The sequence below is a fragment of the Streptomyces sichuanensis genome, assembly GCF_020328095.1.
In the GTDB taxonomy this organism is placed as follows: Bacteria; Actinomycetota; Actinomycetes; order Streptomycetales; family Streptomycetaceae; genus Streptomyces; species Streptomyces cinnamoneus.
In genome coordinates this window covers 1-25,155 of sequence record NZ_JAIXMK010000108.1, presented here as the reverse complement: position 1 = coordinate 25,155, position 25,155 = coordinate 1, and the positions used below count along the sequence as shown (strand labels likewise).

The following is a 25,155-nucleotide window of genomic DNA, read 5'->3' as shown; positions in this document are numbered from 1 at the left end:
GCACGGCCTCAGCCGTGCGTCGACTTCGCCGTTGTGGGGACTCCGCCGTCACCGGCGGGGCCGGGTAGGGATGCGGGAGGTTCGCGGAAGGACAGGGCATGCACGTGGCCTCCGGGGCTGCCGGCTTGCGCGCGTTAGCCGTAGCCGGCCCGGTCGGCCGGTCTCGGGCCCGGCTCAGGCCGCCACGGTGAGGGGAAACGACGCCGGCCCCCCGCGAGAGTGTCGCGGGGGGCCGGCGTCCGGTTGTCAGAGCGGGATCGTGATCACACGCCGGCGGACTCCACAGTGTGCTCGGGCTCCTGTGCGACCGGCCGGCCCGTGTCGGTCCCGGCGGACCCACCGCCACGGCTGGGCCACCATGCCTTGTCACCCAGCAGCGCGGTCACCGTCGGCACCAGCAGCAGGGCCATGATGAACGCTGTCAGCAGGATGCCGAAGGCGACGGCGAATCCCATCTGCTGGAGCATGGAGTTGTCGGCCAGCACCAGGACGCCGAAGGTGCCCGCCAGGATGACGGCCGCGGAGCCGATCGTCGGTGCGGAATGGCTGACCGCGAGCCGCGCCGCCTCGGCCGGGGACTTGCCTCGGCCGACCTCTTCGCGCAGGCGCGCCACCATGAGGATGTTGTAGTCGGTGCCGATGGCGACGACGAACAGGTACACGATGATCGGCAGCATGAACAGCAGGCCACGCTCGCCCTTGAGGTCCTGGAAGAGCCACACGGTCGAACCGAGGGTCGCAGTGAACCCGAGGCCGACCGCGATCATCAGGTAGACCGGCGCGACCACGCTGCGCAGCAGCAGGCCGAGGATGATCATGATGGCGAGCCCGGCGACGGGGAAGACCAGCTTGTAGTCGTGGTTCACCGCGGTCTGGATGTCGGCGAGTACCGCGGTCGAGCCACCCACCAGAGCCTTCGTGCCCTCGGGTGCGCTCTCGTGCACCGTGTCGCGGAGCGGACCGGAGACCAGGTCGATGGCCTTCTCCGAGGCCGGCCGGTACTTCAGCACCATGTTGTACTGGGCGACGTCACCATTGGGGTTCAGCTTCGCCGGGGAGACGTCGCCGACGCCTTCGGCCTTGGAGATCGCCTGCTGGAAGGTGTCCAGGGCGGCCTTGTCGAGCTTTCCGCCGTCCTTGGACTGGATGTACACCAGGCTGGGGTCCGACTCGCCGGCGGAGAAGCTCTTCTGCATGTCCGCCATCGTCTGGACGGACTCCAGGTTCTTCGGCAGCGAGCTCTCGGAGTCGAATTCGGACTTGAAGCCGAGGGCGCCCACGGCGAGAACGACCAGCACTCCGCCGGAGAGGGCGGCGACCAGGGCGGGGCGTCGCGAGACCATGTTGCCCACGCCGTTGGCCAGCCGGTTCTTCGGGGTGCGCTTCCACGCCTTGGACGGCCAGAACGCCTTCGTGCCCAGTAGGGAGAAGACCGCGGGCACCAGGGTGAGAGCGGCGACGAGCGTCACGCCGACGGAGATCGCCAGCGACGGGCCCATGGCGCGCATGCTGCCCATGGTGGACAGCACCAGGGCGAGGAAGGCGACGATCACCGCACCCGCGGCGGAAGCGATGGTCTCACCGACCCGGGAGACGGCGTCGATCAGTGCCTGCTTCGGCTCCTGGCCGGTCCGCAGGTGCTCCCGGTAGCGGAAGAGCAGGAAGAGAATGTAGTCGGTACCGACACCGAACAGGACCACGATGAGGATCGCGGAGACGCCGCTGTCGGCCTCCAGGCCGAACAGGCTGCTCGCGGTCGCGATGAGGCTCTGGGCCATGATGAACATCAGAATGATCATCAGCACCGGCAGCAGGGCGATGAGCGGGCTACGGAAGATGGCTCCGAGCAGCACGATGATCAGAAGCACGGTGGCCATCATGATCATTCCATCGGTGTCACCCCCCGACTCCCTGGCGTCCACGTTCGTCGCGGCCGGGCCGGTGACGCCCATCTTCAGGGAGCTGCCCTGGAGCAGCGCCTTGCCGTCCGTGCGCAGCTTCTTGACCGACTCCAGAGTGGCGTCGTCCCCCAGGTCCTTCTTCGTGGAGAAGACGCTCGCGAGCGCCATTTTGCCGTCCTTGGAGACCGCCTCGGGCGACGTCACCACGCTTTTGAAGGTCTCGTACTTCTTGGCCTCGAGCCCTTCGGTGGTCTTGGCGACTGCAGCCCGGTCCGCATCGGTCAGCTTCTCGCCGTCGGTCCGCTGGTAGACGACGATCGCCGCCGCGCTCTCCTGCTGCGGGAAGGCGCTCTCCTGGAGCTTGCCCACCTGTACCGACTCATAGTGGGAGGGAAGGAAGTCTGCCTGATCAGTGCTCGATTTCAGTTCCGGGGCCAGTCCGGCCAGGGCGACCGCCGCGACAATCCAGGCCACGATGGTCAGCCATGGCCGGTTGACGGAGAACCGTCCTATCCGTCCGAACATGACGCTCCTTTGGGAAAGTTATTTCTTCTGCCGCTCCAACTGCTCGGGAGGACGGCATGTGTTATCGGTGTCCGCTCGCGGGACAGCATCCATGGCAGGTTAGGAGCGTTCGCCCAGCCGCACCATGCGGTCCCGCGGAAATCGCCCCGTAGTCTGACCGGTCCTCCGCCATGCGGTGGAGGGCGGAATCCGCCTGGGAGGTCGTGGAGGACTGCACGCGTCCGAGGCGTAACCGCGTGCCAAGTTTCCGTCATGCATCTGAGCGCTCGGCGGGAAGCAGCATTCCCTGGCAGCTTGTTGACAACCTTTGTGGAACTACCCGCCCTGCCCGTGCGTTCTCGCTTTCCCGTGTCCTCTTGTGGACACGTCCCTGCGGGCCCGAGCTGCCCGCGGCAGCGCCCGGGGAGGGTCGCCACGTCGAATTTCCGAGGGCGTGGCCGGGCCGCTCGCCCGTCGAAAGCAGAGCTGGGTGAACGCTCCTCTGCGGCACCCTCCCGGGAGGGCTTGGCGGGTCACGGTGGCGAAGGTCCGACCGGTGTCGCGGACCCCGGGCCGGCCGGCGGCACGCAGGGCGCCAAGGCGCCCCTCCCGGAAGGAGGACGACCAGTTAGGTGTCTACACTTGAATAGTGCTCCTGACCAGCAGCAACAGCGGAACTGTAACTGGAGCTGGGAGAGGGCCACTGTGGGAACGACCGAGCTGCTGATCACTCTTGACCGCGACGGCTCCGTACCCTTGCAGCAGCAGGTGTGTGACCAGTTCATCGCGCTCGTGCGCTCCGGTCGGCTCCGCCCCGGAGACGCCGTGCCTGCCTCCCGCGAGCTCGCCCGGCAGCTTGGCGTCTCACGGACCGTCGTCCTCAGGTCCTACGAGCTGCTGCGCGCAAACGGCATCCTCACCGCCCGGCGCGGCTCCGGCACGAAGGTCGCCGGGATCGAGGGCCGGGAGCCGAATGCCGCCGCGCAGCCGGCCCCACAGGCTCCGCTCGCTCCCCAGCCGCCCAGACCGACCGATGCCGGGCACACACTGTGGCAGCCCTGGGAGCCACCGCCGATGCCCCGCAAGGGGGGCGCGCTCGACTTCCGGCACGGCACACCGGCGTTGGCCGCCTTTCCGGTCGCCCGCTGGCGCCAGTCCCTGGCGGAGGCGTACGGCAGGGCCGACGACGCCTCGCTGGGTTACGGGCTCGCGGAGGGATCCCCCGCCCTGCGTACCGAGATCGCCACGCTGGTGCGGCAGAGCCGTGCCCTTGATGCCTCTCCCGAGCGCATCGTGGTCACCAACGGCGCCACCCAGGCCATGGACATCCTCGTACGGGCACTGGTGGGCCCCGGTGACGTCGTGGTGATCGAGGATCCCAGCCATACGGTGTTGCGGCAGATCTTCGGCGCGGCCCAGGCCACCGTGGTGCCCGTGCCGGTGGACGAGGAAGGGCTGCGGGTCATGGACATCAATGCCCGGGTGCGGGCAGCGGGCCACGATCCGGCTCGCGTGCGGCTGGCCTATGTGACGCCGTCGCATCAGTTCCCGACCGGCTGTGTCATGTCGCAGTCCCGGCGCCGGGCCCTGGTGGAGTGGGCTCACGCGCATGGCGCGACCGTCCTGGAGGACGACTACCACAACGAATACGCGTTTTCCGGGGAGCGGCTGCCGGCCTTGGCCGCAGACGGGCACCGGGAAGTCGTCGTCTACGTGGGCAGTTTCAGCAAGACGCTCTTTCCGGCTCTGAGGATCGGCTACGCGATCCTTCCGCAGCACCTGGTGCGGCCCTTTCTCGGCATTAAATGGATCACCGACCGGCTCACTCCGACCGTCGAGCAGGAGGCGCTCGCCCACTTCATCTCCTCCGGGGCGTACGCCCGTCACATCAGCAAGATGACCCGCCTGTACCGGGAGCGCAGGCGGCGCCTGCTGGAGGCGTTGTACGAGCATTTCGGTGCCGGGGTGCGGATCTCCGGCGAAGCGGCGGGGCTGCACGTCCTGGTCACCCTGCCCGGGCTGCGCGGCCAGGACGAGAACGAGATCGTCCGCCGCGCGGCGGGTCTCGGCGTGCGGATCTACCCGGCTTCCGGGTACTACGTGCAGGACCCGCCCTCCGAGCCCGCCTTCCTGATGGGTTACGCGGCCCTCTCCACCGCGCGGATCACCGAAGGAACCGCTCTGTTGGCAGCTGCGGTCCGGGAGCCGTCGGGGGCACTTCCGGCGTGAACCGAGCCCGACGGAACCGCTCCCGATGGGCGAAGGGCACGGTGCAGTCGAACACGGCCTTGGCCGTACGGCCGTCGGCCGACACCGTCGGGGAGTAGGCGGTGGACTGCGTGGGGTCGAGGGGGAAGCCCTCCCGGTCGGGCAGCACGACCACGTCCTGGTCCGCCTGGAGCCGGGTGGCCATCGCCCACCACAGGTCCTGGTCGGACTCCAGGTCCACGTCCTCGTCCACGGCCACCACCAGCTTGATCATCCGGAATTCCTCCAGGATCGCCTTGCATGCCTCCCGGACCAGGGCGTCGTCCTCGGCAGCGCGTTTGTGCCGCCATTGCACGACCGTCATCAGCTGGCCGCCGCCGGCCGTGTGGCAGTGCACGGCGAGGACAGGCGCGCCGTGCCGCAGCAACCGGTCCAACACCGCGGCCTCCATTCCGAAGCCGAGCAGGATCGACTGCTCGTGGCCCGGACCCGAGACCGCCTGAAGGATCGCGCCCTGACGTGCGGTGATCCCAGTGACGCGGATGACCGGCAGGGACGGATGGGCACGGCCCTGATAGCCGAGGAACTCCGGCGTGGCGGCAGACCCGGCCGGGTTCTCCGGCCGCCGCTCGGGCAGCAGCTCCCCCTCGATGACGTACTCGGCGTGTGCGATGCACTCCGCCTCGACCGTTACGCAGGGCATCAGCTCGACCGGCGCCCCGCCGAGTGCCCCGGCCACCGCCAGTTCGTCCAGCTCCGCCGGTACCAGCGAGGTGGGGCAGCAGGAAGAGAGCAGCACGGCAGGGGCGATCCCCAGATGGACGGACACGGGCAGCGTCTGCCCACGGCGCAGGGCCGCCTCGTAGGCACGCTCCAGGTCGCGGCCCGGCACCATCCAGATGGTGAGCCGATCCGGTCCCTGGAGGCACATCCGGTGTACCGACAGATTCCGCACTCCGGTCTCCGGATCCGTGACCAGCACCGCGCCGAGCGTCAGATACGGTCCGGCGTCCTCGTCGGTGAGGACCGGGACCGGCAGCCTGGTCAGATCCGGTTCGCACGAGGTCCGGACCCAGGGAGCCTCGCCCTGGATGCGGACTGGCGGCACCGGCGAGGCCACCGCGTCCAACAGCCGGTACGGCAGCTCCGCCGGAGTGAGTCCCAGCAGTGCCGCGGCCCGTCGGCGCGTCCCGTACAGCCCCATCAGCACCGCCCCCGGAGGGCCGTTCTCCGGAGTGACCTGCTCGAACAGGACGGCAGGTCCGGGTCCGGTGGGCGGTGGGGCCGGCGCCCCGGCCCACCGGGCGTAGCGGGAGGAGACCCCGAACCGGGCCGGAACCTCCTCCCGCACCCGCACCAGTTCGCCCGGCATCGCGTCGAGCCCGGCGAGCGTGGTGCGCAGATCGGCGACGCGACGGGTCACGAACCGGCCTCTCGCGACGCCTGTCGCTGTCGCTCGGCGAGCCGGTCCATCTGCATCCGGGTGAGCTGGTCGATGAGAGTGCGGTACGTTGCCTCGGCGATCTCCGGTGGCATTCCGAACTCTTCGGCGAGCCCGCGCACCTTGGCGACGACCTCCTCCACGCGGCCGGGAGAGCGGACCGTCTCCTCGTCACGCTTGAACTCGGTGAGAGTGCGCACCACCGTGGTGCGCTCGGCCAGAAGCCTCACGATCTCACGGTCCAAGGTGTCGATGGTGACCCTCAGTTCACCGATGCGCTCGTGCACGGCGGTCACGACGCGGGTACCTCGTCGACCACGTAGACGACGGTGGGCTCGCCGTCGGCTCCCTGGGAGCGGTGGCGCTCGTCACCGGGGATGACGAAGCCCATACCCGGCCGGCAGGGCACCGACCGGTCGTCGAAGTGGATGGTGAACTCACCCTGCAGCACATAGCCTTGGTGGCCGCGGTTGCACCACTCCTCCTCGTTGAAGCCCGCGGGCAGTTCCATCAGGCGTACGCGGAGTCCCTGGGTGTGGACGATCTTCACTCGCCCGTCAGCACCCGGCTTCTGCCACTTCTCCCAGGGGATGGAGTCGAAATCGATGCCGACAAGGGTGGGTACCGCGGTATCGGCCGGACCGGCGGTCCGGGTCGTCTCTGATGTCATGATCGGCCTTCCTCCAAGAGGTGATGTGTGCTTCATGCGCTCGTGGTGAGCTGTCGGACCCCGGAGTCGTCACGGGACTGGCGTGACACCCGCTCGTTGCGGTCGGTCGGAGGCAGCACCGGAGCTCCGGTGAGTGCCTCCTGACGCTTCAGGAGTTCGACCATGTCGATCATCCGATGCACCATGCGCTCCAGGGCGTCCATGCCCTCCGCGTCGGTGAGGCCCGGCTCGGGCGAGGTGTTGCGGAGCAGGGCCGGGAACCCGCTGCCCACCAGGATCATGCGATTGAGCAGCAGGTTGTTGACGAGCTGGTCGTGCACCGAGGAATCGCTGTACCGGCGGCCCGTGACGATGGCCCCACCGACCTTGTTGGCCAACGGCCGGTCGAAACGTAGGAAGCCGACACCGGCGCGCTCGATGAAGATCTGCATCGGGTGGGCCAAGCCGAAGCCGTGAACGGGAACCGCGTAGATGATCCCGTCGGCCCGCTTCATCTGCTCGACGATGCCCGGCATGTCATCCTGCAGCTCGCACGGGACGAGCCGTTGATTGCAGTCCCCGCACGGGCTGCACGGGGAGATGCGGTGGTCGCGCAGGTGGATGGCATGGAAGTCGGCCCCCCGCGACCGCACCAACTGCCCCGCATGGTCGAGGGCGAGATCGGTGTTGCCCCCCGCACGTTCGGAACCGGATATACCAAGGATATAAGGACGTTCTTCTCGCACTTTTTGTCTGCTCTCTCCGCGCAGGGTATGGAGCAGGTGGGCCCGGATCACACCGAGCTCTGCACCTGCTGTCCCTCGCTGCGGTCAGTCCCGGAGCTTTCCTGAGAAGTAGTCGATGTACGCCTGCATGTCGAAGTGTCCGTGGCCGGAGAGCGTGAAGAGGATGGTCCGTTCCTGGCCCTCCTCCTTCGCCCGCAGCGCCTCGTCGATGGCCACCCGCACCGCGTGCGTGGACTCCGGTGCGGGCACGATGCCCTCGTTGCGCGCGAAGGTCACACCTGCCTCGAAGCAGGCGGTCTGCGGGACCGCGCGGGCTTCGAGCAGATCGGCCTCCTTGAGGGTGCTGATGATCGGGGCCATGCCGTGGTAGCGCAGACCGCCCGCATGGATGCCCGGGGGCACGAAGTCATGGCCGAGGGTGTGCATCTTGGTGAGCGGGGTGAGTCCCGCCGTGTCACCGAAGTCGTACGCGTACTCGCCCTTGGTCATCGTCGGGCAGGACGCCGGCTCGACGGCGATGGCGCGCACCGAACGCCCACCGCCCAGCTGCTCGCGCAGGAAGGGCAACGCCAGCCCACCGAAGTTGGAGCCGCCGCCCGCGGCACCGATCACGATATCCGGGTAGTCGTCGGCGAGCTCCATCTGGAGCAGTGCCTCCTGCCCGATGATCGTCTGGTGCATCAGCACGTGATTGAGAACGGAGCCCAGCGCGTACTTCGCCGTACCGCCGCTGTTCAGCGCGGCCTCCACGGCCTCGGAGATGGCCAGTCCCAGGCTTCCCGTGGAGTCGGGGTCGGCCTTGAGCGCGGCCCGTCCGGCCTCGGTGAGCTCACTGGGGCTGGCGGTGACGGTGGCGCCGAACGTCTCCATCAGCCCGCGACGATACGGCTTCTGCTGGTAGCTGACCTTGACCATGTAGACCTCACAGGCCAGGCCGAAGTAGGAGCAGGCAAGGGCGAGCGAGCTGCCCCACTGCCCGGCTCCGGTCTCCGTGGTGAGTCGCTGCACACCTGCCTTCTTGTTGTAATACGCCTGCGGAACGGCCGTGTTGGGCTTGTGGCTGCCGGCCGGGCTGACGCCCTCGTACTTGAAATAGATCCGGGCCGGGGTCTCCAGCGCCGCTTCCAGTCGGCGGGCCCTGATCAGCGGTGCGGGCCGCCACTGCCGGTAGACGTCCAGGACCGCGCCGGGGATGTCCACCTCCCTGGCAGTGCTGAATTCCTGCGCTATCAGTTCGGCCGGGAACAGCGGCTCCAGATCGGCCTCGGTCAGCGGCTCCTTGGTGCCGGGGTGGAGCATCGGAGGAAGCCCGCCCGGAAGGTCGGGGATCGCGTTGTACCAGGTGGTGGGGATGCGGTCTTCGGGCAGGAGGAACTTGGTGGTGGCCATGATCACTTTCTCGACGGTTCAGTGGTGGCGGACGGTGGCGTAGGGACCGGAAGGGTTTGCGTGGCGGCCGGGTTCCGGATGCGCAGCAGGGCGAAAACGGCCATGCCGGCAAGAGGGACGAGCAGGAGCGTGACGAACGTGGAACGGTCCCCGTGCGACTGCCAGATGAAGCCGAGGCCGGCCGGCACGACCAGTCGCGCCAGTCCCAGGACGAAGCCGTTGAGCGCCATGAAGCTCCCCACCAGGCGTTCCTGGACATGGTCGGCGATGTACGTGGGGACCACGACGGAGGCGATGATCTCGCCGAGGGTCCACACCACGGTGGACAGCAGCACGGTGGTCAGCGAGAAGGCCAGGACCAGCATGGCGATGCCCAGCGCCCACAACAGCCCTGCGGCGATCAGCAGCACCTTGGTGCTGTACCGCGGGATCCGCTTCTCGATGGCCAACCCGAAGCCGACCACGATGGCGCTGTTGATCGTGTAGACGACACCGACCAGGCCGGCGGACTCGTGGAGCACCGTCGTCACGGACAACGGCAGGAGGTACTCCAGACCGATCAGGGGCGCGACGTAGAAGAAGGAGACCATGACGACCAGAAGCACATGGGTGTGCTCCAGTACCCTGCGGAACGCCTTCTCCTCCGAGGCCGGAGGGGTCCCGGGCGCGTCACCTTTGGCGACTCGGTTGTCACGCGGCACCCACATCATGATGAGCGCCACGCACCCCAGCCCGGCGAGGATGTTCCCCGCGAACATGACGTGGTACGAGTATGCGGCCGCCACGCCGCCGAGCAGCGGGCCGACGCCCATGCCGAGGTTGTTCCCGATGTAGCTGATCGTGTACGCGAAGGGTCGCTGCTCGGGCGTGGCCAGATCGGCGATCAGGGTGTTGCACGCGGGCCCGAACATGCCCATTCCGACGAGCGCCACGAAGAGCAGGACCGCGTAGCTCCACGGTGGCCCGTTCAGGGTGGCGAGTCCCAGATAGCCGGCCGCGTTCAGCAGCAGTGCGCAGACCAGCGCCGGGCGGCGGCCGCGCAGGTCGCAGAAGGGCCCGCTGAGCAGGCTGCCCACCAGCAGTCCGGTGCTGCCGACCGAGATCAGAACTCCCGCTCCGCCGGTGCTGAGTCCCTTGCCGCGCACCAGATAGACGGCGAGCAGCGGAAAGACGAACATGCCCGCGCGGTTGACGAAGGCCGCGAGGAACAACGCTCTGAGGGCGACCGGCAGTTCCCGAAACCGGACCAGCCAGTTCGGTCCCGCTTCCTTTTCGTCGCGCATCAGTCCCGCACGGCTTCCTGCTCGGTTTCGACCAGGAAGGTGTCCCGAACGGTCTTGAAACGGCCCCGGATGTCGTCGTAGTCGAGACCTTCGCACACGTACCAGCCCAGAACGTCGTTGGACCTGGTGGGCGGGGCCAGCACATCCCCGACGCTCTTCCAGATGTCCGCGTCCAGTACGGAGTCGAGCGCGACGAGGTCCTCGGAGGTACTGATGGCGGTGATGCGCCCGTACTTGTCGGAGCTCAGGTACTCGGTGCCCACCTCGGGGCCGAGTCGAGCGGCCGGACGGTGGGACGGGTCGAGTTCGAGGCGGCACCATTCGCCGGCCAGGTTGATGCCCCGTCCGGCTTCGATCGCCGGGACGATGGAGCCGCCACCGGCGCGCGCACCCACCTCGCCGAAGACCACGTCGCCGTCGTCCAGCAGGAAGAATTCCGCGTGCGCGACACCCGTCCGCATGCCGAATCCCCGCAGCACCTCGGCGTTGAGGTCCAGGATCCGCTGCTCGTGCTCCGAGAGGTGGTACTTGCGGGAGATCGTCCCGCCCGGCTCGTCCTGGTACGCGAGCACGGAGTAGGTGTAGCGGGAGAGCTGCTCGAAGACGACGTCACCGTTCTGGAGCAGCGAATCCACATGGAACTCGATGCCGCTGATGAACTCCTCGACCCGGTAGGCGTGCCGGTCGTCACCCATCTCCCGCCAGACCCGGTCCAGGTCCTCGCGGCTGTCCACGCGATAGGTGCTGCCACAGGCCCACCCGGCATACGGCTTGATCACGATGGGGTAGCCGACCTGTTCCGCGAAGTCCGCAACCGCCCCGACCGTATCGGGCCGTGCCGAGCGGGCCACTCGGACACCGAGCTCCTCGGCCCTGCGGTGCATCACGTTCTTGTCGCGGAAGTTGAGCGCTTCGTCCGGGGTCAGCCCTGGGATGCCGTGGTCGCGGCGGCAGCGGCTGGCGGGCAGGACGTCCCCCTCGAAGAGCGGAAAGATCCGCTCGATCCGGTGCTCGGAGACGATCCGGTCCACCACGGTGCGTACCGAGCCGGTGTCCTCCAGATCGGCGTGGTACCGGGGCAGCCCGTCGGTCTCGGGAGCATCCCAGCCTTCGGGCATCAGTACGACCGTCTGCACTCCAAGGGAGTTGGCGGCGGCGACCACGCTGCGGAACTGTGCCGTGTAGCGGCCGGCCGCGGGCCTGTAGACGACGAGGATCGATCGGTTCATCAGGGTCTCCTCCAGTGGATGGGTGCCGGTCAACGGACGGCCGGGGTCACCGGGGCGGTGAACAGCGCCCCGGAGGGCACTGCCCGGTCGAGTACGACCGGCTGCTGCCGGCCCTCGGTCATTCCGTCCAGCACGTCCCCGACGCGGCCGAGCGCGGTCTCGACCGCTTCCCGGCCTCCCTCGTGCACCGCCTCGACGGTGATGAGCAGCCTGCGGCGCCCGATGTCGGTCTTGATCACATCGCTCTGCCTCCAGTTCCAGCGGCGCGAGTGTGCCCGCCCACGGTCGTCGGCGTAGATGACCTCGCCCGGCTCCGGATGCTCCGGAGCGTCGGGAGCTCCCAGCGGCAGATAGACCTCTCGGCCGTCGGCGGGCCGTACGGAAAGCTCGCCCTCGATGTCGCCCACATCACATGAGGCGACGGGGAGCCGGGCCGCCAGGGACACCGCGTTGCAGAGGTCCACCATGGAGTTGATGCGGGGCAGCCGGTCGCCCTTGGCCACGCGGCGCAGCAGGGATTCGGCGGCGCAGGGGAACCGGTTGGGGTTGACGCCGAAGAGCCGGTACGTCTCACGCCAGGCTGCGACCGTGGGCAGCGCGGAGACGTCGGACTTGCTGAGCGACAGCCCGTGCAGCGCATTCTCCGCCTCGGCGAGAAGTGAAGCCACCTCGGGTGCGGCGGCCGCCACCTCGATGTCCGGGACGGCGATCAGTCCGAGGACGTAGTCGGGCGCGCTTCCGAACAGTCGCTCGTCGACCGAGACCGTCAGGGTGCCCGCCGCGCGGGCCGCGGTAGTGGACCGATCCATGGAAATGTCCTTCATGCCTGTTCGGGGACGGGTTGACGCGTTGACAGTACGGACGGGGAGGGGATTCGGATGCGGCCAATCCCCGGCGATTCCGGAAGGCCACTTGGCCCCGGCCACACCGGGGCCCGCGACGATGACGACCGGGCCGGAGTGCAGGCACACACCGGCAAACTCGGCTACGAGGCGGCGAACTCGCCGGTGGACCGCCGAGTGACGGCCAGGAAGTTCTCGAAGAGCCGCAGTCCGTGGCTCGTCATCACGCTCTCCGGGTGGAACTGCACCCCTTCGACCGCGAGCGTGCGGTGACGTACTCCCATCACATAGCCGTCATCGAGCGAGGTCGCCGTCACTTCGAGCGCGGGCGGCATGGCGCCGTCGAGGATCAGTGAGTGGTAGCGGGTGACGGTCAGGGGTTCGGCGACGCCCTCGAACACGCCCCTGCCGTCGTGGCGTACCGGGCTGGTCTTGCCGTGCATCAAATTCCTCGCGACCGCGATCTCGGCGCCGAACGCCAGGCCGATGGCCTGGTGGCCGAGACAGACGCCGAGCAGCGGCACTCGCCCTGCGAAGGCGTGCACCAGCTGGACGTGTCCGGAGTCGGCCGGGTGGCCGGGGCCGGGACCGAGCACCACGGCATCGGGGCGCAGCTCGACCAGTTCCTGCGGGGTGCGGGTATGGGACCGGACCACCTCGGTCCTGGCGCCGAGGGTGAGCAGGTATTGGTCGATGATGTGGCTGAAGCTGTCGTAGGCGTCGACGAGCAGGACCCTCGGAGAGTTGGCGGTGGCGCTCACGGCAGCAGCTCCTCGCCGGTCAGGGCCCAGTAGGTCGGGCTCAACTTCGCCAGCGTCTCCCGCCATTCGGCGGCGGGCACGGAATCGGCCACCACCCCCGCTGATGCCTGGGTCATGTATCGCTCGCCGTCGTGGACCGCGGTACGGATGCACAGGGTGAGCATGGCGAAGCCGCGGACGTCCACCAGGCCGAGCGCGCCGGCGTAGATGCCCCGCGGATCGTCCTCGATGTCGTTGATGATCTCCATGGCGCGCACCTTCGGCGCCCCGGTCATGGTGCCGGCCGGGAAGGTGGCGCAGACCGCGGTCCAGATGTCCGTCGTGTCGTCGATCTGCCCGGAGACCGTCGAAACCAGGTGGTGGACATAGGCGAAGGGCTCGACCTCCATCATGACGTCCACCGAGAGGGTGCCCGGCAGGCAGACCCGCCCGATGTCGTTGCGACACAGGTCGACGAGCATGATGTGTTCGGCCTGTTCCTTGGCGCTGCCGCGCAGTTCGGCCACGCGGCGGGCGTCCTCCGCCCCGTCCGCGGCCCGGGGCGCGGTACCGGCGATCGGCCGCATGGAGATGCGGCCGCCCTCGACCCGGATGAACAGCTCGGGGCTCGCCCCGATCACCGTGTGGCCGGCCCACGGGACCAGGTACATGTAAGGGGACGGATTGCGGTGCCTCAGTCGCTGGTACACCTGGTAGGGCGTCAGGTCCGTCTCCACGTCGATGCGGTGACCGATCTGGATCTGATAGCTGTCGCCCACCCCGATGTGCTGCAGGCAGCGCCCGACGCGCTCGGTGAAGGTCTTCTCGTCCAGGTTGTCCCGTACCGAGCGGGGCGCGGGCGCGTCGGGCACTGCCGAGTCCCCGTGCGCCTGCACCGCGCCGCCCGTCAGGATGTCCGGCAGCCGATCGTCTCCCGAGGGCAGCTGATCTCCGGAGGCCGTGAGGAGGCGCACTCCGCCTGTGTGAAGGTCGTACCAGACCGTGTTCTGGAACAGCGCGAGAGTACACCGTGGCCGATCCGGTTCCTTCTGGCTCTGCGGCAGCCGTTCCATGTCCCACCCCGCCTCATAGGCCAGTGTGGTCAGGAACCCGAAGGCGAACGTGGACTCCGGGACGTCGGTCTCGACATCGAACGCACCCTGTACCGTGCGTAACAGCCGCCACACCTCTGCGGAGCCTTGCGCCGTCCACACCCTCAGGCCACCGCGCTCCGCCGTCGTCTCTCCGGCCACGGTCGAGACCACATCGGCCAGCCTGACGCCCAGGACGCCGGATGCCGTGAGCTCCACCCTGTCCGCGTAGAGCCGGAGTTCGGCGATGCGGTTCCAGCCGACCACGGCGGAATGCCGGTCCTGGGCAGGCCCGTCCAGGCTCTCGAAGAGATAGACGTCATCCTGCGCCCGGTCACGGACCAGCGCCTCGTAGACCAGCGCCGGTGAGCTGGCCGGCAGTTCGGTCGCGGTGACGTGGACCCGCAGCCCTTCCGGTCGCGCAGGAACCCTGCGTTCAAGGGTCGAGTCGGCCTCGGACAGGTGCGGATGCACACCCGGTGCAGAGATTAAGGACATGACGCTCGGCCTTTCTGGTCCACCTGGACCATGCGTAGTGCAGGTGGACGAAACTGCCGGCGTATCCCGTCCCGGAACACCACCGACGGGCCCGGTCCGAAACCGGGATCCCCCACCCCCCTGGGCCGGTGACGCACACCAGCCGTACACCGAGCCGCCATCCCTGCCGCTCCATTGCGGCCAGGTGCGCCAGGAGGCAACGCGGCGCCGCGTGGTCACGCCCCCTCGTCGGACCCGCACATACGAACAGGTGGCCGAAAGCTCGATGAGATCAACTTCAGCAAATGTGAGACTTCGAAGTCCAGACCACTTCAGTCCCCCGGAAGGAGACCACTTGTCCTGGCACCTCGCACTCAGCGTGGACCGCACCGCGGGACACCCCCTCACCGCCCAGGTGCGGGAAAACTTATGCCGGCTGATCGACAACGGAACCTTGCAGCCCGGCTCGCGCCTGCCGTCGAGCCGCCAGCTCGCCGCCGATCTGCGGGTGTCCCGCAGTGTCGTGGTGGAGGCGTACGAGCAGCTCTCGGCGGAGGGCTATCTGACGGCCCGGCACGGCTCCGGGACCAAGGTGGCGGAGCACCTCGGAAGCTATGCAGGCGGTTCCGCGCTGACCGGGGGACATCCGGAGCCGGGGCATACGGCTGCCCGGTGGGACCTGCGGACCGGCAAGTCGGATGTTTCTTCTTTTCCCCACCAGGAGTGGATCCGTTCGATGACCGCGGTGCTGACCGCCGCGGGGGGCACGGAGCTGGGCTACGGGCCGCCCAGCGGGGCCCTGCGGACCAGGCACGTCCTGGGCCAGTACCTGGGGAGAGTCCGCGGTGTGCGGACCCACCTCCAGGACACCATGATCACGTCGGGTTTCGCCCAGGGGCTGGCCCTCCTGTGCAGGGTCTTACGCGACCGGGGACACGAGACCCTGGGGGTCGAGGACCCCGGGCATCCCGGCGAGCGGGAGTTCATCACCAGCGCGGGGCTGCGGCCGGTGGGCATCCCTGTGGACGACGAGGGACTGCGCGTGGACCTACTGGAACGAAGTGGCGTACGTGCCGTACTCACCACCCCGGGGAACCAGTTCCCCACCGGCGCCAGGCTCAGCCGGCAACGCCGTGAGAAGCTCGTCGCCTGGGCTCGCGCGGTGGACGGCTACGTGGTCGAGGACGACTTCGACGGCACCTACACGAACCGTTCCGACGTGGACCTCGCTTTGCAGCACCTGGCCCCGGACCGCGTCGTCTACGCGGGCAGCGCCAGCAAGGTCCTTGCCCCCGCCCTCCGCCTCGGCTGGCTGGCCGGCCCCTCCGAACTGATGGCCTGCGTCGAGAAGATGCGCATCGGTTGGGACATCGGATGCTCCGGTGTCGAGCAGCTCACCTTCGCCCACTTCGTCTCCACAGGCGCTTTCGACCGCCACCAGCGCCGACTGCGTACGGAGTTCCGCAAACGCCGCGAGCTGCTGCAGGACCTTGTTCCTCATCACCTCCCGGGCGCCGAGATCGTCGGCAAAACCTCTGCCTCCCACGCCTACGTCCGACTGCCGCCCGACGTGGACGAAGCCGCCCTGACCAAGGCGGCCCGCACTCGTTCCGTTCTGATCCACGGAGGAGGTTTCTATGCCATGGAGGAGCACCCGAGACCGCCCTCGCTGGTCGTCGGTTACGCCGCTGTGGACAGCGCGGGGCTGCAGGAGAGCATGGCCGAACTCGGCACGGCGTATCGAGAGGTACGTGGACGGGGATCTCGCCAGTAGACATCGGTCGCGGCGGCTGGGCTGCAGCCCGCGGCCCAGCCGCCGCACCGACTGAACCCGCAGCAGGGCGAGCTCCCACCGGTCGTGGACGCTGCGTCCGCAGGGGCCGCCAGGGAGCAGCGTTGGGCGGGCGCCTGCGCTCGTCAGTCGCCGCAGGCAGGCGTCCGTGACCAGGGCGGCCGCCTGGCCCCAGTGCCCCGGCGGGCCTGTACGAGGTAATTGCTGATCCCGGTCAATGGACCTCTTCCAGGCCGTTCACCGGCCCCCGCACAGGTAGAGCAGTTCGCGGGCGATGGACACGCCGGGGCTGCCCAGCGCCTTCTCGTACCGCTGGAAAACCGCCTTCTCATGGGCGAGATCGACGCGGGAGCTGCCGGCGCCTATGCGCTGCTGCTGGATGCGTACCGAGAGCGCTTGGCGGTTCTCTATCAGGGTGAGCAGCGCCTCGTCGAGCCGGTCGATCTCCGACTGGTCGACCATCACATCGATCAGGGGCATTTCGGTCGTCGTTCCTTTCGCGATGTGGGTCTGCTGCACAGCGGGGTCGTCAGCTGGTGCGGCAGACGTGGGTGAACCACATGAAGTAGAGCTCTTCGGGCGTCCAGGTCCGGGATCGCACATCCGCTTCCGGCGCCTGAGGCGGTGCCGAGGGTTGACTCGATCCCAGCATCAGCGGGCCGGCTCTCGACAAACAGCACGGTCTTTCCGCTGGGGCAGGATGCGCCCATCGGCAATGGGGATGTTCAGCGAGCGTTCCGTGGTCCGGACGGAACACGGCTGTTCGCTCTGCAGTGAGAACTGCGAGCATGGGCAGGACCGCGTGCAGGGTTCCGGAGACCATCATGGTGGCCGCGGCAGCTCGACAGAAGACTCAGGTGCTGTCCGATGAGTGCCATGACCCCTCGCGGCCAGGCCGTCCTCGTGGAGAGTGCTCTACGGTGCTGAATAACGCACACCAACGGGGGTACGGGCCTATGAATTCGTTACGCCGCTTCGCATGCATGCCTCCTGTGGCCCGATGCACTCTCGATCTCGCCTGGCCCAGCACCCCGCCGCAGGAGCATTCAAAGGCTCACCGGTCGACAGAGCCGGCCAAGAAGACCACTCAGAACACCAAGAAGTCCGCCCGGCCCTGCACGACCCGGTTCTCAGAAGGCATCGCAGGAGGCCTCGCCCATCGCAGGTTCTCCCACCAGCCCCAGCTTCACGGCCCGCACGCCCGCCTGAAAGCGGGTCTCGGCGCCGAGTTTCTGCATGACGTCCGTCATCAGCCGGCGCAACGTCCGCACTGACACCCCCAGTGCCCGAGCGATGCTCTCGTCCTTGCGCCCCTCGAAAAGCATGCGGACGATGGTGAGTTCCCGCCCGGACATGCCGGGCGGTCCCTCGGCTTGCGACGGCAGATCGGGTCCCGGCCCGTCCACTGGCTCCGCCGACAACCAGCAGAACTCGAAGACCTGGTGGAGCAGGTCGCCAAGTTCCGGTCCCTGCAATTGAAGGGCCACGGCCTCGCCCTCGCGGTTGCGCAATGAGGTGAAGGCCAGCAAGCGGTCGACGACGATCAGCCGCAAGGGCAGCACCACGGCCAGCCGGACCTCCGCCCCCGCCCTCTGCATGGCCCGCACGTGCGCCTGCCCGTGGGGCACACGCACCATGGACTTCAGATACACCGACCGCATGCGCACCCCGCGGTCGAGAACGCGCTGATTGCGCAGCCGGCTGTCCTCCAGCACGTCGGGAGGCAGCGGTGCGCCGGGATGCAGGCTCACGATCTCCTCGCGTGCCCGGTAGGCGGCGTCGTGCAGAACCTTTGTGATCTGCTCCTGCCCGCGCACAGTGCACGCTTGGAGGTGCCCCGTAGCCAGCCGCACCGCGCTCTCGCCGAGCGCATCGATGGCAGAACGCATCGGGCCGAGCGCGGTCACGGCTTGTTCGTGCCAGGACCGCTGGAGCTCTATCAGCCTACTGAGCGTGGCCTCGGGTGACACGAGCCGCGGCAACCGGCCGTCCCGCGGCTTGAGCACCAGTCCGCGCTCGTGCAGGACGGTGATCGCCGTTTGCAGCTCCTGCTCGGTCATGCCCAGGCTCCGGGCAGCGGGTTCCTGACCGGTCGTCTCGTCCTCAGTGAGCAGCAACTGGAGAAGCCGTGTCTCCCTGATCGCGGGATTGTCGTGCACTGTCGCCCTTCGACGCGGGGGGTAGGCGGCCACGTGATATCGGAAGCGGCCGACTCGGCGCGCTGCTTGGGTCACAAGGAAGTTACTCGTGCCCCCACGTGCCCCTGAAGGTCATCTCATAGGTACCGCGTTGGAGAAACGCGCCTCGGACGACGCGGCTGCCATGACGTCGCGCGACAGGAAATCCACGCAGGCATCGGTGAGACAACTCAAGCTATCCACCACGGGAACCGAAAAGATGTCGTGGTCTCTCAGTGCCGTAAGATCTGTGCACCCGTACAGTACGGCATCTATATCCGTCGGGATTGTGGCGGCGTACTTCTTCATGGCGGCGGCGGGTCCATCGGGATTCGCAAAGCGAAGAAGGTCCATGATCGCCGCCTGCACGACACTCTGGCCGGCCTTGTCGGGGGCGACGATCTCCACCCCGAACTCATCAGCGCGGTCACTGTAAAGGCCAGACCGAACGGTGGCCGCCGTAGCGAGTAGAAGAACGCGGCGGTGCCCGGAGTCGCGTAGGCGACACAGCGCTGCGTCGATCATGTCCAGTAGGTGGATTCCACGCTCGCGTACCAAAGGTCGGAGATAGGTGTGCAGCGTGTTGCACGCGAGCCCTACACACGTGGCACCGGAACCTTCCAGCACGTCCAATGACTGGGTCAGCAGGCGGTCGACTTCAGATTCCTCTGCGGCATCGAAGTGCCCCCTGACGAAAGCTTGCTCAAGCTTGGAAGGGAGCGGAATGCTGTGCATTACCACGTCCGGGTAAGCGCCGTGCATACGGGATTGATATTCGGCCACGACCCTCATGTAAAGGTCGGAGGAGGCGTCCGGGCCGACGCCGCCGATGAGGCCGAATCGGCCCGGTGTCCGCTGAGCTGACCCCGCCCTTAAACCATTCATTATGTCATCCTGTGTGTCGTTGGTAATAGAGTGCGCGATGCTGGGTTACATCAATTGGGGATAGGTTGGTTACGAAATGCGCCGACGCGAAAACAGGGACCGGACGAATGCGATCACCACAAGGGCCATTGTCGCACTCAATGTCGCCAGGAGTTGTGTTCGGGCAGCAGCGTCGGTGCACATGAGCAGCAGGATCGCACCCATCGCCGCTATAACGAGCCACGACAGGTAGGGAAAGCCCCACATGCGAACGACCAGCAGGTGCGGTGTTTCCCGTTCCAGGCGCCTTCGCAATATAACCTGTGATACGGAAACCGTAATCCACACGACGAGCAGTGCCCCGCCGGCCGATTCGAGGAGATACTGGAATACGGTATCCGGCCACCAGTAATTAAGCAGCACGGCGAAGAACCCGAAGCCTGCCGAAGCGGCGACTGCAGGTCGTGGCGTGCCGTTGGCCGACGTCGACGTCAACGCAGCCGGAGCAATTCTCCGACCGGCCAGAGAGTAGAGCATGCGTGATGCGCCGTACATGCTGGCGTTCAGGGACGACAGTAGTGCCAGCAGAATGACGACATCCATGATGTGAGCTGCTGCGGGCACACCGATTTGATCGAGCATCGCAACGAATGGGCTGCGTCCTACTACTGCAGAGTCCCACGGCAGCAGCGTGACGATAATGCCGATGCTGCCCACATAGAAAACCAGGATACGAAACACAGCGCTGCGAACCGCTCGTGCGACCGAACCGGACGGATTAGCAGACTCGGCCGCTGCGATGGTCACCACTTCCAGACCACCGAAGGAGAACAACACGGCCAGAACTCCGGTGATCACCCCGGTGGTGCCGTGCGGCAGGAAACCTCCGTGGCCTGTCAGGTTGGTGAATCCAGGCGCTTCGCTGCTTGGCATCACGCCGGCGATTGCGGCCACACCAAGTCCGAGAAAGATGATTATCGCCGCGACCTTGAGGCCGGCGAACCAGAACTCGAACTCTCCGAAGGAGCTGACCGCCAACAGGTTCAAGGCAGTGAAAAGGAGCATTATCGCCAGGGTGAATGCCCACTGAGGGGCCATGGGCAGCCATGCGTTCAAGGTTTTCGATGCTGCCGTCGCCTCAGCTGCGATTGCTACGCAAAGCGTTCCCCAGTAAAGCCACCCGACCGTGAATCCGGCCCACTTGCCGAGGGCCTTTTCTGCGTATACCGAGAAGCTACCGCTGGAGGGCATTGCTGCGGCCATTTCGCCGAGCATGCGCATGACGAGAATGGCTAACCCTGCGGCGACCAGGTAAGAAAGGAGAATGCCTGGCCCAGCGACACGGATGCCCGCGCCGGAACCAACAAAAAGACCTCCCCCGATCACCCCGCCCAGAGCAAGCATGGTCATGTGTCGCTGTCGCAGGCCAGTGCCCAGGCGAGTCGAATCGGCACTGTCGTCCGGTAAGGCACTCTTTGCCTGGCCGGCGGGTGATAACTTTGACTCAGTGTCCATCAAGCATTTCCCCCTCGCGATTCAATGGAATTCCAATCGTAGAATATATGCGCCACGGAAAGGCTCGTTTTGCTGTGGAAGGTGGTGACCTGAGATGTCTTCAAGGCGGGCGTGACACTCCGAGCCCGAGCCCGAGCCCGCGTAGGGGAACGTCTCATGGCGAGCTCGCACTGCTGCGGCTGTTCTACGCCTGATGGTGAGGTGCTTCGAACTGCGGTGCCCCCCCGGGGGGGGGGGGCATCACCTCGCGGCGGACTGTGCCTTCCCGCTGATCTTGGTGAGCACCGCCGCCGGCGCAGCTGGTTCGCCGACGAAGGGCGGAAACCGAAAGTGAGGCCTCATGGGGTGACGTTCTGCGCCGAGTGGCGATGGCCCTTGTGTGGCAGCGGCACAGCATGCACGGACAGTTCCTCCCCCGAGACGGTCAGCCCCAAGATCATCGCACGGCGCTGACTCAACGTGACAGTGCCCCCGGGGCCGCTGCGACTGCATCGAGCGACCTGTCGGGGAACTTGAGAGCTCTCGGCGGAGTGGGGTTCTCGCATGCTCGGCTCGCCACAGTCTCCGGGACGGCGGCGCACGGGCCCCACGGGCAGCCGCAGAGACCCGCTTTCGGCCGGTCCCGGCCGGGCAAGGTCCGCCCGGGGCGAGCCCCGAACGCCGTCCGGCAACCCCGAAAAACGTACCTTGACCTGCGTAGGTTTCGGTCGGCTGGTGGAGGTGAGTGGCGCCCCCGGCAGGACTCGAACCTGCGGCCAAGCGCTTAGAAGGCGCCTGCTCTATCCACTGAGCTACGGGGGCCGGTGTGTGCGGCGGTCGCGGACGGCTGAAGCCCCGGGCTCGGTGGTGCCGTGACCTTGCCGGGGACAAGGATAGGGCTCCGCGTACCTCGTCCCGGTTGCTTCACCTCCGTGACACGATGTGGAGGTTCGGTGAAGCGGTCCTGATAATCGCAGGCAGGTGCGATTTTCGCATCGTTTTTGACGTCTCAGGCGCGGGGTGTTGTCTACTCGTTATGCCTGGGCCTCTTGCGCCACGCCTCGCGCGCCAGGGGCTATATGCTTCAAAAACACACCAGAAGTGGGCATTCTGCACGTGTGGCGACCTTGGACGTACGGCCCCGACTGCTTGACGCGCTGTCCGCACTGCGTGACCGCGTGGACGCCGCACGCTTTCCGCTCCCCCTCCCGGGCGCCGCCCGCGCCCGTCGCAACCGGGCCGAGCTCCTGGCGCAGCTCGACGACTACTTGGTGCCCCGGCTGTGCGCCCCCGAAGCGCCGTTGCTGGCGGTCGTCGGGGGGTCCACGGGGGCCGGGAAGTCCACCCTGGTCAACTCGCTGGTGGGGCGACGGGTCACTGAAGCCGGGGTGCTGCGGCCGACAACCCGCACGCCAGTGCTGGTGTGCCATCCGGACGATCATCACTGGTTCGCCGGCGACCGCGTCCTGCCGACGCTGCAGCGGGTCTGGGTGCCGAACCAGGAGGCCGCCGCGGCCGCCTTCGAGGCCGAGGCGATGGACGACGCCGGCGCCGAGGTGGAGGAACCGGCCGACGACGGGCCGCTCTCCCTGCGCATCGAGACCGACCGCGCCCTGCCGCGCGGCCTCGCCCTCCTCGATGCGCCCGACATCGACTCCCTCGTCGCCCGCAACCGCGACCTCGCCGCCGCCCTCGTCTGCGCGGCCGACATCTGGGTGCTCGTCACCACCGCCACCCGCTACGCCGATGCGGTGCCCTGGCACCTGCTGCGCACGGCCAAGGAGTACGACGTCACGCTCGTCACCGTCCTGGACCGGGTGCCGCACCAGGTGGCCGTCGAGGTGTCCCGGCAGTACGACGCGCTGCTGGAGAACGCGGGCCTCGGCGACGTGCCCCGCTTCACCATCCCCGAGCTGCCCGAGTCCGCGGGCGGCGGCGGGCTGCTGCCCTCCACCGCCGTCGCCGGGCTGCGCGCCTGGCTCGCCCAGCAGGCCGAGGACCCGGCCGCCCGCACCGTGGCCACCGCCCGGACCGCGCGCGGGGTGCTCTCCTCGCTGGGATCGCGGCTGCCCGGCCTCGCCGGCGCCTCGGCCGTGCAGCACGCGGCGGCCGTCCGGCTGCTGGGGCGCGTCGAGGACGCGTACGGGCGTGCCGTCGAGCGCGTGCGGCGCGAGATCGGGGCGGGTGAGGCACTGGCCGGCGACGCCCTCACGCACTGGCGCGGCTACCCCCGCGACAGCGCCCCCGACGAGCTGCTCACCGCCCTCACCGGTTCCGTCATCGCCCTGCTGAGCTGCGCCGCCGACGCCGCCGACGAGGAGATCGCCGCGGCCTGCGGCGGCGACCCGGCGGCCGCGACGGCCCTCGCCCCCGCCGACCCCGACGGGGCCCGGGCCCGCATCGGCGTGGCCGTACGCCGCTGGCGGCGCTGCCTGGAGGAGATCGCGGAGGAAGAGGTGCGGGCCGCCGAGCGCGACCGCGGGCCCGAGAGCGAACGCACCGCCGCGCTGCTGGCCGCGGCGCTGCTGGGCGGCCGCCGCGCGGCCAAGGCGGGGGACCAGCTGGCGCAGACCTTCGGGGCGCAGGGCGCGTTGCGGCTGCGGGACCGGGGCGGCCGGCTGCTGGCCGACTGCCTCGAACAGGTCCTGGACGCCGAGCGGGACCGCAGGGCGGCTCCCCTGGAGGCCCTGAACGTGACCCCCGACCACCAGGTCGAGCTCATCGCGGCGCTGTCCGTACTGCAGAAGGAGACATGACCGCCGTGCCGACAGCAGACGAAGTCAACCGCTTCTGGAACGACGGGCTGATCGCGCGCCGCAACCGGCCCGAACGCGCCCCCCAGCGCACGGCACCCGCACCGCCCCCGCCGCCCCCCGTCCCCCGCGTCGCGGCCTCGCCCTCCCCCGCGGGCCTGGTGCTGCGGCCCCGGCTCGACGCCCTGCGCGAGCTGGTCGGCCTCTCCCGGGCGCGCCTGGACCGCCGCACCCTCGCCGAGGCGGGCCGGGTGCTGGAGGAGGCGGCCGCACGGCACCGGTACGCGCTGGACCTGACGGTCGTGGCCCTCGCGGGCGCGACCGGCAGCGGCAAGTCCACGCTGTTCAACGCCCTCGCCCGGGCCCAGCTCTCCGAGGCGGGGGTGCGCCGGCCGACCACCGCGATGCCCGTCTCCTGCGCCTGGACCGACCGTGCGGACGGCCTGCTGGACCGGCTGGGCATCCCCGCCCGGGCGCGCCGGCAGCCGGTGCGCCCGTACGACCCCGCGCTGAGCGGGCTCGTCCTGCTCGACCTGCCCGACCACGACTCGGCGGCGGCCGGCCACCGGGAACAGGTCGACCGGCTGCTGGGGCTGGTGGACGCGGTGATCTGGGTGGTGGATCCGGAGAAGTACGCCGACGCGGTGCTGCACGAGCGCTACCTGCGGCCGCTGGCCGGCTACGCCGAGGTCACCTTCGTCGTGCTCAACCAGGTCGACCGGCTCTCGGAGGACGCGGCCGACCAGGTTCTGGACGATCTGCGGCGGCTGCTGGACGAGGACGGGATCGCGCTCGGCGAACACGGCGAGCCGGGGGCCGCGGTGCTGGCACTGTCCGGGCTGACGGGCGCGGGCGTCGGCGAACTGCGCGAGGCGCTCGGGCAGTTCGTGGCCCGCCGCAACGCCGCGGAGCTGCGCCTGACGGCCGACGTGGACGGTGTGTCGGCGCGGTTGCGCTCGGCGTACGTGGCGGACGGGCGGCCGGGGCTGACGGAACGGGCCCGCCAGGAGTTCGAGGACCGGCTGGCGGAGGCGGTGGGCGCGCAGGCCGCGGGCCTGGCGGCGGAACGCGCCTGGCGGCGGGACGCCGAGCGGGCGTGCGGGACGTCGTGGACGCGGCTGCGGTGCTGGACGGAGCGGGGCCGCGGGCAGGTCTTCAGGCTGCTGGGCGGCAGGGGGCCGACCTTCGGAAGCCTGGATTCCGGAAGCCTGGGTTCCGGGGGTGTTTCCGGGCCTGGTGCCGGAGCCGTCGACGCCGGTCCGCTCACGCCGTCGCGGCGCCGCACGGCGTCCCGGCCGCTGGTCGAGCAGGCCGTGCGGGCCCTGGCCTACGAGGCGTCCGCCGGTCTGCCCGGCCCCTGGGCGCAGGCCGTCCGCGAGGCGGCGGGGCGTGGGGCGGAGGGCCTGGCGGAGGCGCTGGACGAGGTGGCCGCCGCGGCTACCACGGCCACGGTGACGGGCACGCGGCGCGCGGGCCTGGGCCTGCCGGGCGGCCCGCGCACCGGTGTGGGACGCGCCGACGGCGGCCGTACGGGCGTGTGGCCCACCGGCATCGGGCGGGCGGCCCCCGGGCGCT

Annotated in this window: 19 protein-coding genes and 1 tRNA gene; 4 read left to right on the top strand and 16 right to left on the bottom strand. The window is 68.7% G+C overall.

Going from position 1 to position 25,155, the window contains the following annotated elements:
* Window positions 1–263: 263 nt before the first annotated feature.
* Window positions 264–2,426, bottom strand: coding sequence for an MMPL family transporter (locus tag LE181_RS25345; RefSeq protein ID WP_225663812.1), 2,163 nt, complete (start codon window positions 2,424–2,426; stop codon window positions 264–266).
* 684 nt (window positions 2,427–3,110) lie between these two features.
* Between LE181_RS25345 and pdxR (LE181_RS25340) the strand changes: the two genes are divergently transcribed.
* On the top strand, window positions 3,111–4,634 hold the full coding sequence (gene pdxR / locus LE181_RS25340; RefSeq protein ID WP_225663811.1) for a MocR-like pyridoxine biosynthesis transcription factor PdxR: 1,524 nt from the start codon (window positions 3,111–3,113) through the stop codon (window positions 4,632–4,634).
* On the opposite strand, the gene LE181_RS25335 is transcribed toward pdxR (LE181_RS25340), so the two are convergent.
* From LE181_RS25335 to LE181_RS25290, 10 genes are all read right to left on the bottom strand, one after another.
* Complete coding sequence (locus LE181_RS25335) at window positions 4,570–6,036, bottom strand: UbiD family decarboxylase (RefSeq protein ID WP_225663810.1); 1,467 nt, start codon at window positions 6,034–6,036, stop codon at window positions 4,570–4,572. The two genes, pdxR (LE181_RS25340) and LE181_RS25335, sit on opposite strands and share 65 nt — an antisense overlap.
* Window positions 6,033–6,350 (bottom strand): chorismate mutase, encoded by a 318-nt coding sequence (locus LE181_RS25330; protein ID WP_225663809.1) that lies wholly within the window; start codon window positions 6,348–6,350, stop codon window positions 6,033–6,035. The genes LE181_RS25335 and LE181_RS25330 overlap by 4 nt, the downstream gene beginning before the upstream one ends.
* Window positions 6,347–6,724, bottom strand: a complete 378-nt coding sequence (locus LE181_RS25325) for a cupin domain-containing protein (RefSeq protein ID WP_225663808.1) — start codon at window positions 6,722–6,724, stop codon at window positions 6,347–6,349. The genes LE181_RS25330 and LE181_RS25325 overlap by 4 nt, the downstream gene beginning before the upstream one ends.
* 32 nt (window positions 6,725–6,756) lie before the next feature.
* Window positions 6,757–7,500 (bottom strand): flavodoxin family protein, encoded by a 744-nt coding sequence (locus tag LE181_RS25320; RefSeq protein WP_225663807.1) that lies wholly within the window; start codon window positions 7,498–7,500, stop codon window positions 6,757–6,759.
* Window positions 7,501–7,533: 33 nt separating this feature from the next.
* Window positions 7,534–8,838 carry a TrpB-like pyridoxal phosphate-dependent enzyme gene (locus tag LE181_RS25315; protein ID WP_225663806.1) on the bottom strand — a complete coding sequence of 435 codons (1,305 nt, stop codon included), beginning with the start codon at window positions 8,836–8,838 and terminating at the stop codon, window positions 7,534–7,536.
* A gap of 2 nt (window positions 8,839–8,840) precedes the next feature.
* Window positions 8,841–10,121: an MFS transporter gene (locus LE181_RS25310; RefSeq protein WP_225663805.1), complete on the bottom strand. Its 1,281-nt coding sequence runs from the start codon at window positions 10,119–10,121 to the stop codon at window positions 8,841–8,843.
* Window positions 10,121–11,350: an ATP-grasp domain-containing protein gene (locus LE181_RS25305; RefSeq protein WP_225663804.1), complete on the bottom strand. Its 1,230-nt coding sequence runs from the start codon at window positions 11,348–11,350 to the stop codon at window positions 10,121–10,123. Before LE181_RS25305 ends, LE181_RS25310 begins: the two co-directional genes overlap by 1 nt.
* 29 nt (window positions 11,351–11,379) lie before the next feature.
* On the bottom strand, window positions 11,380–12,159 hold the full coding sequence (locus tag LE181_RS25300) for a B3/B4 domain-containing protein (protein ID WP_225663803.1): 780 nt from the start codon (window positions 12,157–12,159) through the stop codon (window positions 11,380–11,382).
* Window positions 12,160–12,335: 176 nt separating this feature from the next.
* On the bottom strand, window positions 12,336–12,953 hold the full coding sequence (locus tag LE181_RS25295) for an anthranilate synthase component II (RefSeq protein ID WP_225663802.1): 618 nt from the start codon (window positions 12,951–12,953) through the stop codon (window positions 12,336–12,338).
* Window positions 12,950–14,521 (bottom strand): anthranilate synthase component I family protein, encoded by a 1,572-nt coding sequence (locus LE181_RS25290; RefSeq protein ID WP_225663801.1) that lies wholly within the window; start codon window positions 14,519–14,521, stop codon window positions 12,950–12,952. The genes LE181_RS25295 and LE181_RS25290 overlap by 4 nt, the downstream gene beginning before the upstream one ends.
* Window positions 14,522–14,855: 334 nt before the next feature.
* On the opposite strand from LE181_RS25290, the gene pdxR (LE181_RS25285) reads away from it, so the two are divergent.
* Window positions 14,856–16,274, top strand: a complete 1,419-nt coding sequence (gene pdxR / locus LE181_RS25285; RefSeq protein WP_225663800.1) for a MocR-like pyridoxine biosynthesis transcription factor PdxR — start codon at window positions 14,856–14,858, stop codon at window positions 16,272–16,274.
* Window positions 16,275–16,529: 255 nt separating this feature from the next.
* Here pdxR (LE181_RS25285) and LE181_RS25280 read toward each other — a convergent pair whose 3' ends face one another.
* From LE181_RS25280 to LE181_RS25260, 5 genes are all read right to left on the bottom strand, one after another.
* Window positions 16,530–16,772: a chorismate mutase gene (locus tag LE181_RS25280; RefSeq protein ID WP_225663799.1), complete on the bottom strand. Its 243-nt coding sequence runs from the start codon at window positions 16,770–16,772 to the stop codon at window positions 16,530–16,532.
* Between the two features lie 650 nt (window positions 16,773–17,422).
* Window positions 17,423–18,352, bottom strand: a complete 930-nt coding sequence (locus LE181_RS25275) for a helix-turn-helix domain-containing protein (protein ID WP_225663798.1) — start codon at window positions 18,350–18,352, stop codon at window positions 17,423–17,425.
* Window positions 18,353–18,562: 210 nt separating this feature from the next.
* On the bottom strand, window positions 18,563–19,354 hold the full coding sequence (locus LE181_RS25270; RefSeq protein ID WP_225663797.1) for an aspartate/glutamate racemase family protein: 792 nt from the start codon (window positions 19,352–19,354) through the stop codon (window positions 18,563–18,565).
* A gap of 69 nt (window positions 19,355–19,423) precedes the next feature.
* Complete coding sequence (locus LE181_RS25265; RefSeq protein WP_225663796.1) at window positions 19,424–20,743, bottom strand: amino acid permease; 1,320 nt, start codon at window positions 20,741–20,743, stop codon at window positions 19,424–19,426.
* 830 nt (window positions 20,744–21,573) lie between these two features.
* Window positions 21,574–21,649, bottom strand: a tRNA-Arg gene (locus tag LE181_RS25260).
* Between the two features lie 305 nt (window positions 21,650–21,954).
* Here LE181_RS25260 and LE181_RS25255 point away from each other — a divergent pair.
* Window positions 21,955–23,583: a dynamin family protein gene (locus LE181_RS25255; protein ID WP_225663813.1), complete on the top strand. Its 1,629-nt coding sequence runs from the start codon at window positions 21,955–21,957 to the stop codon at window positions 23,581–23,583.
* A partial coding sequence (locus LE181_RS25250; RefSeq protein WP_225663795.1) for a GTPase occupies window positions 23,580–25,155 on the top strand: 1,576 nt, incomplete at its 3' end. The genes LE181_RS25255 and LE181_RS25250, both read left to right, overlap by 4 nt.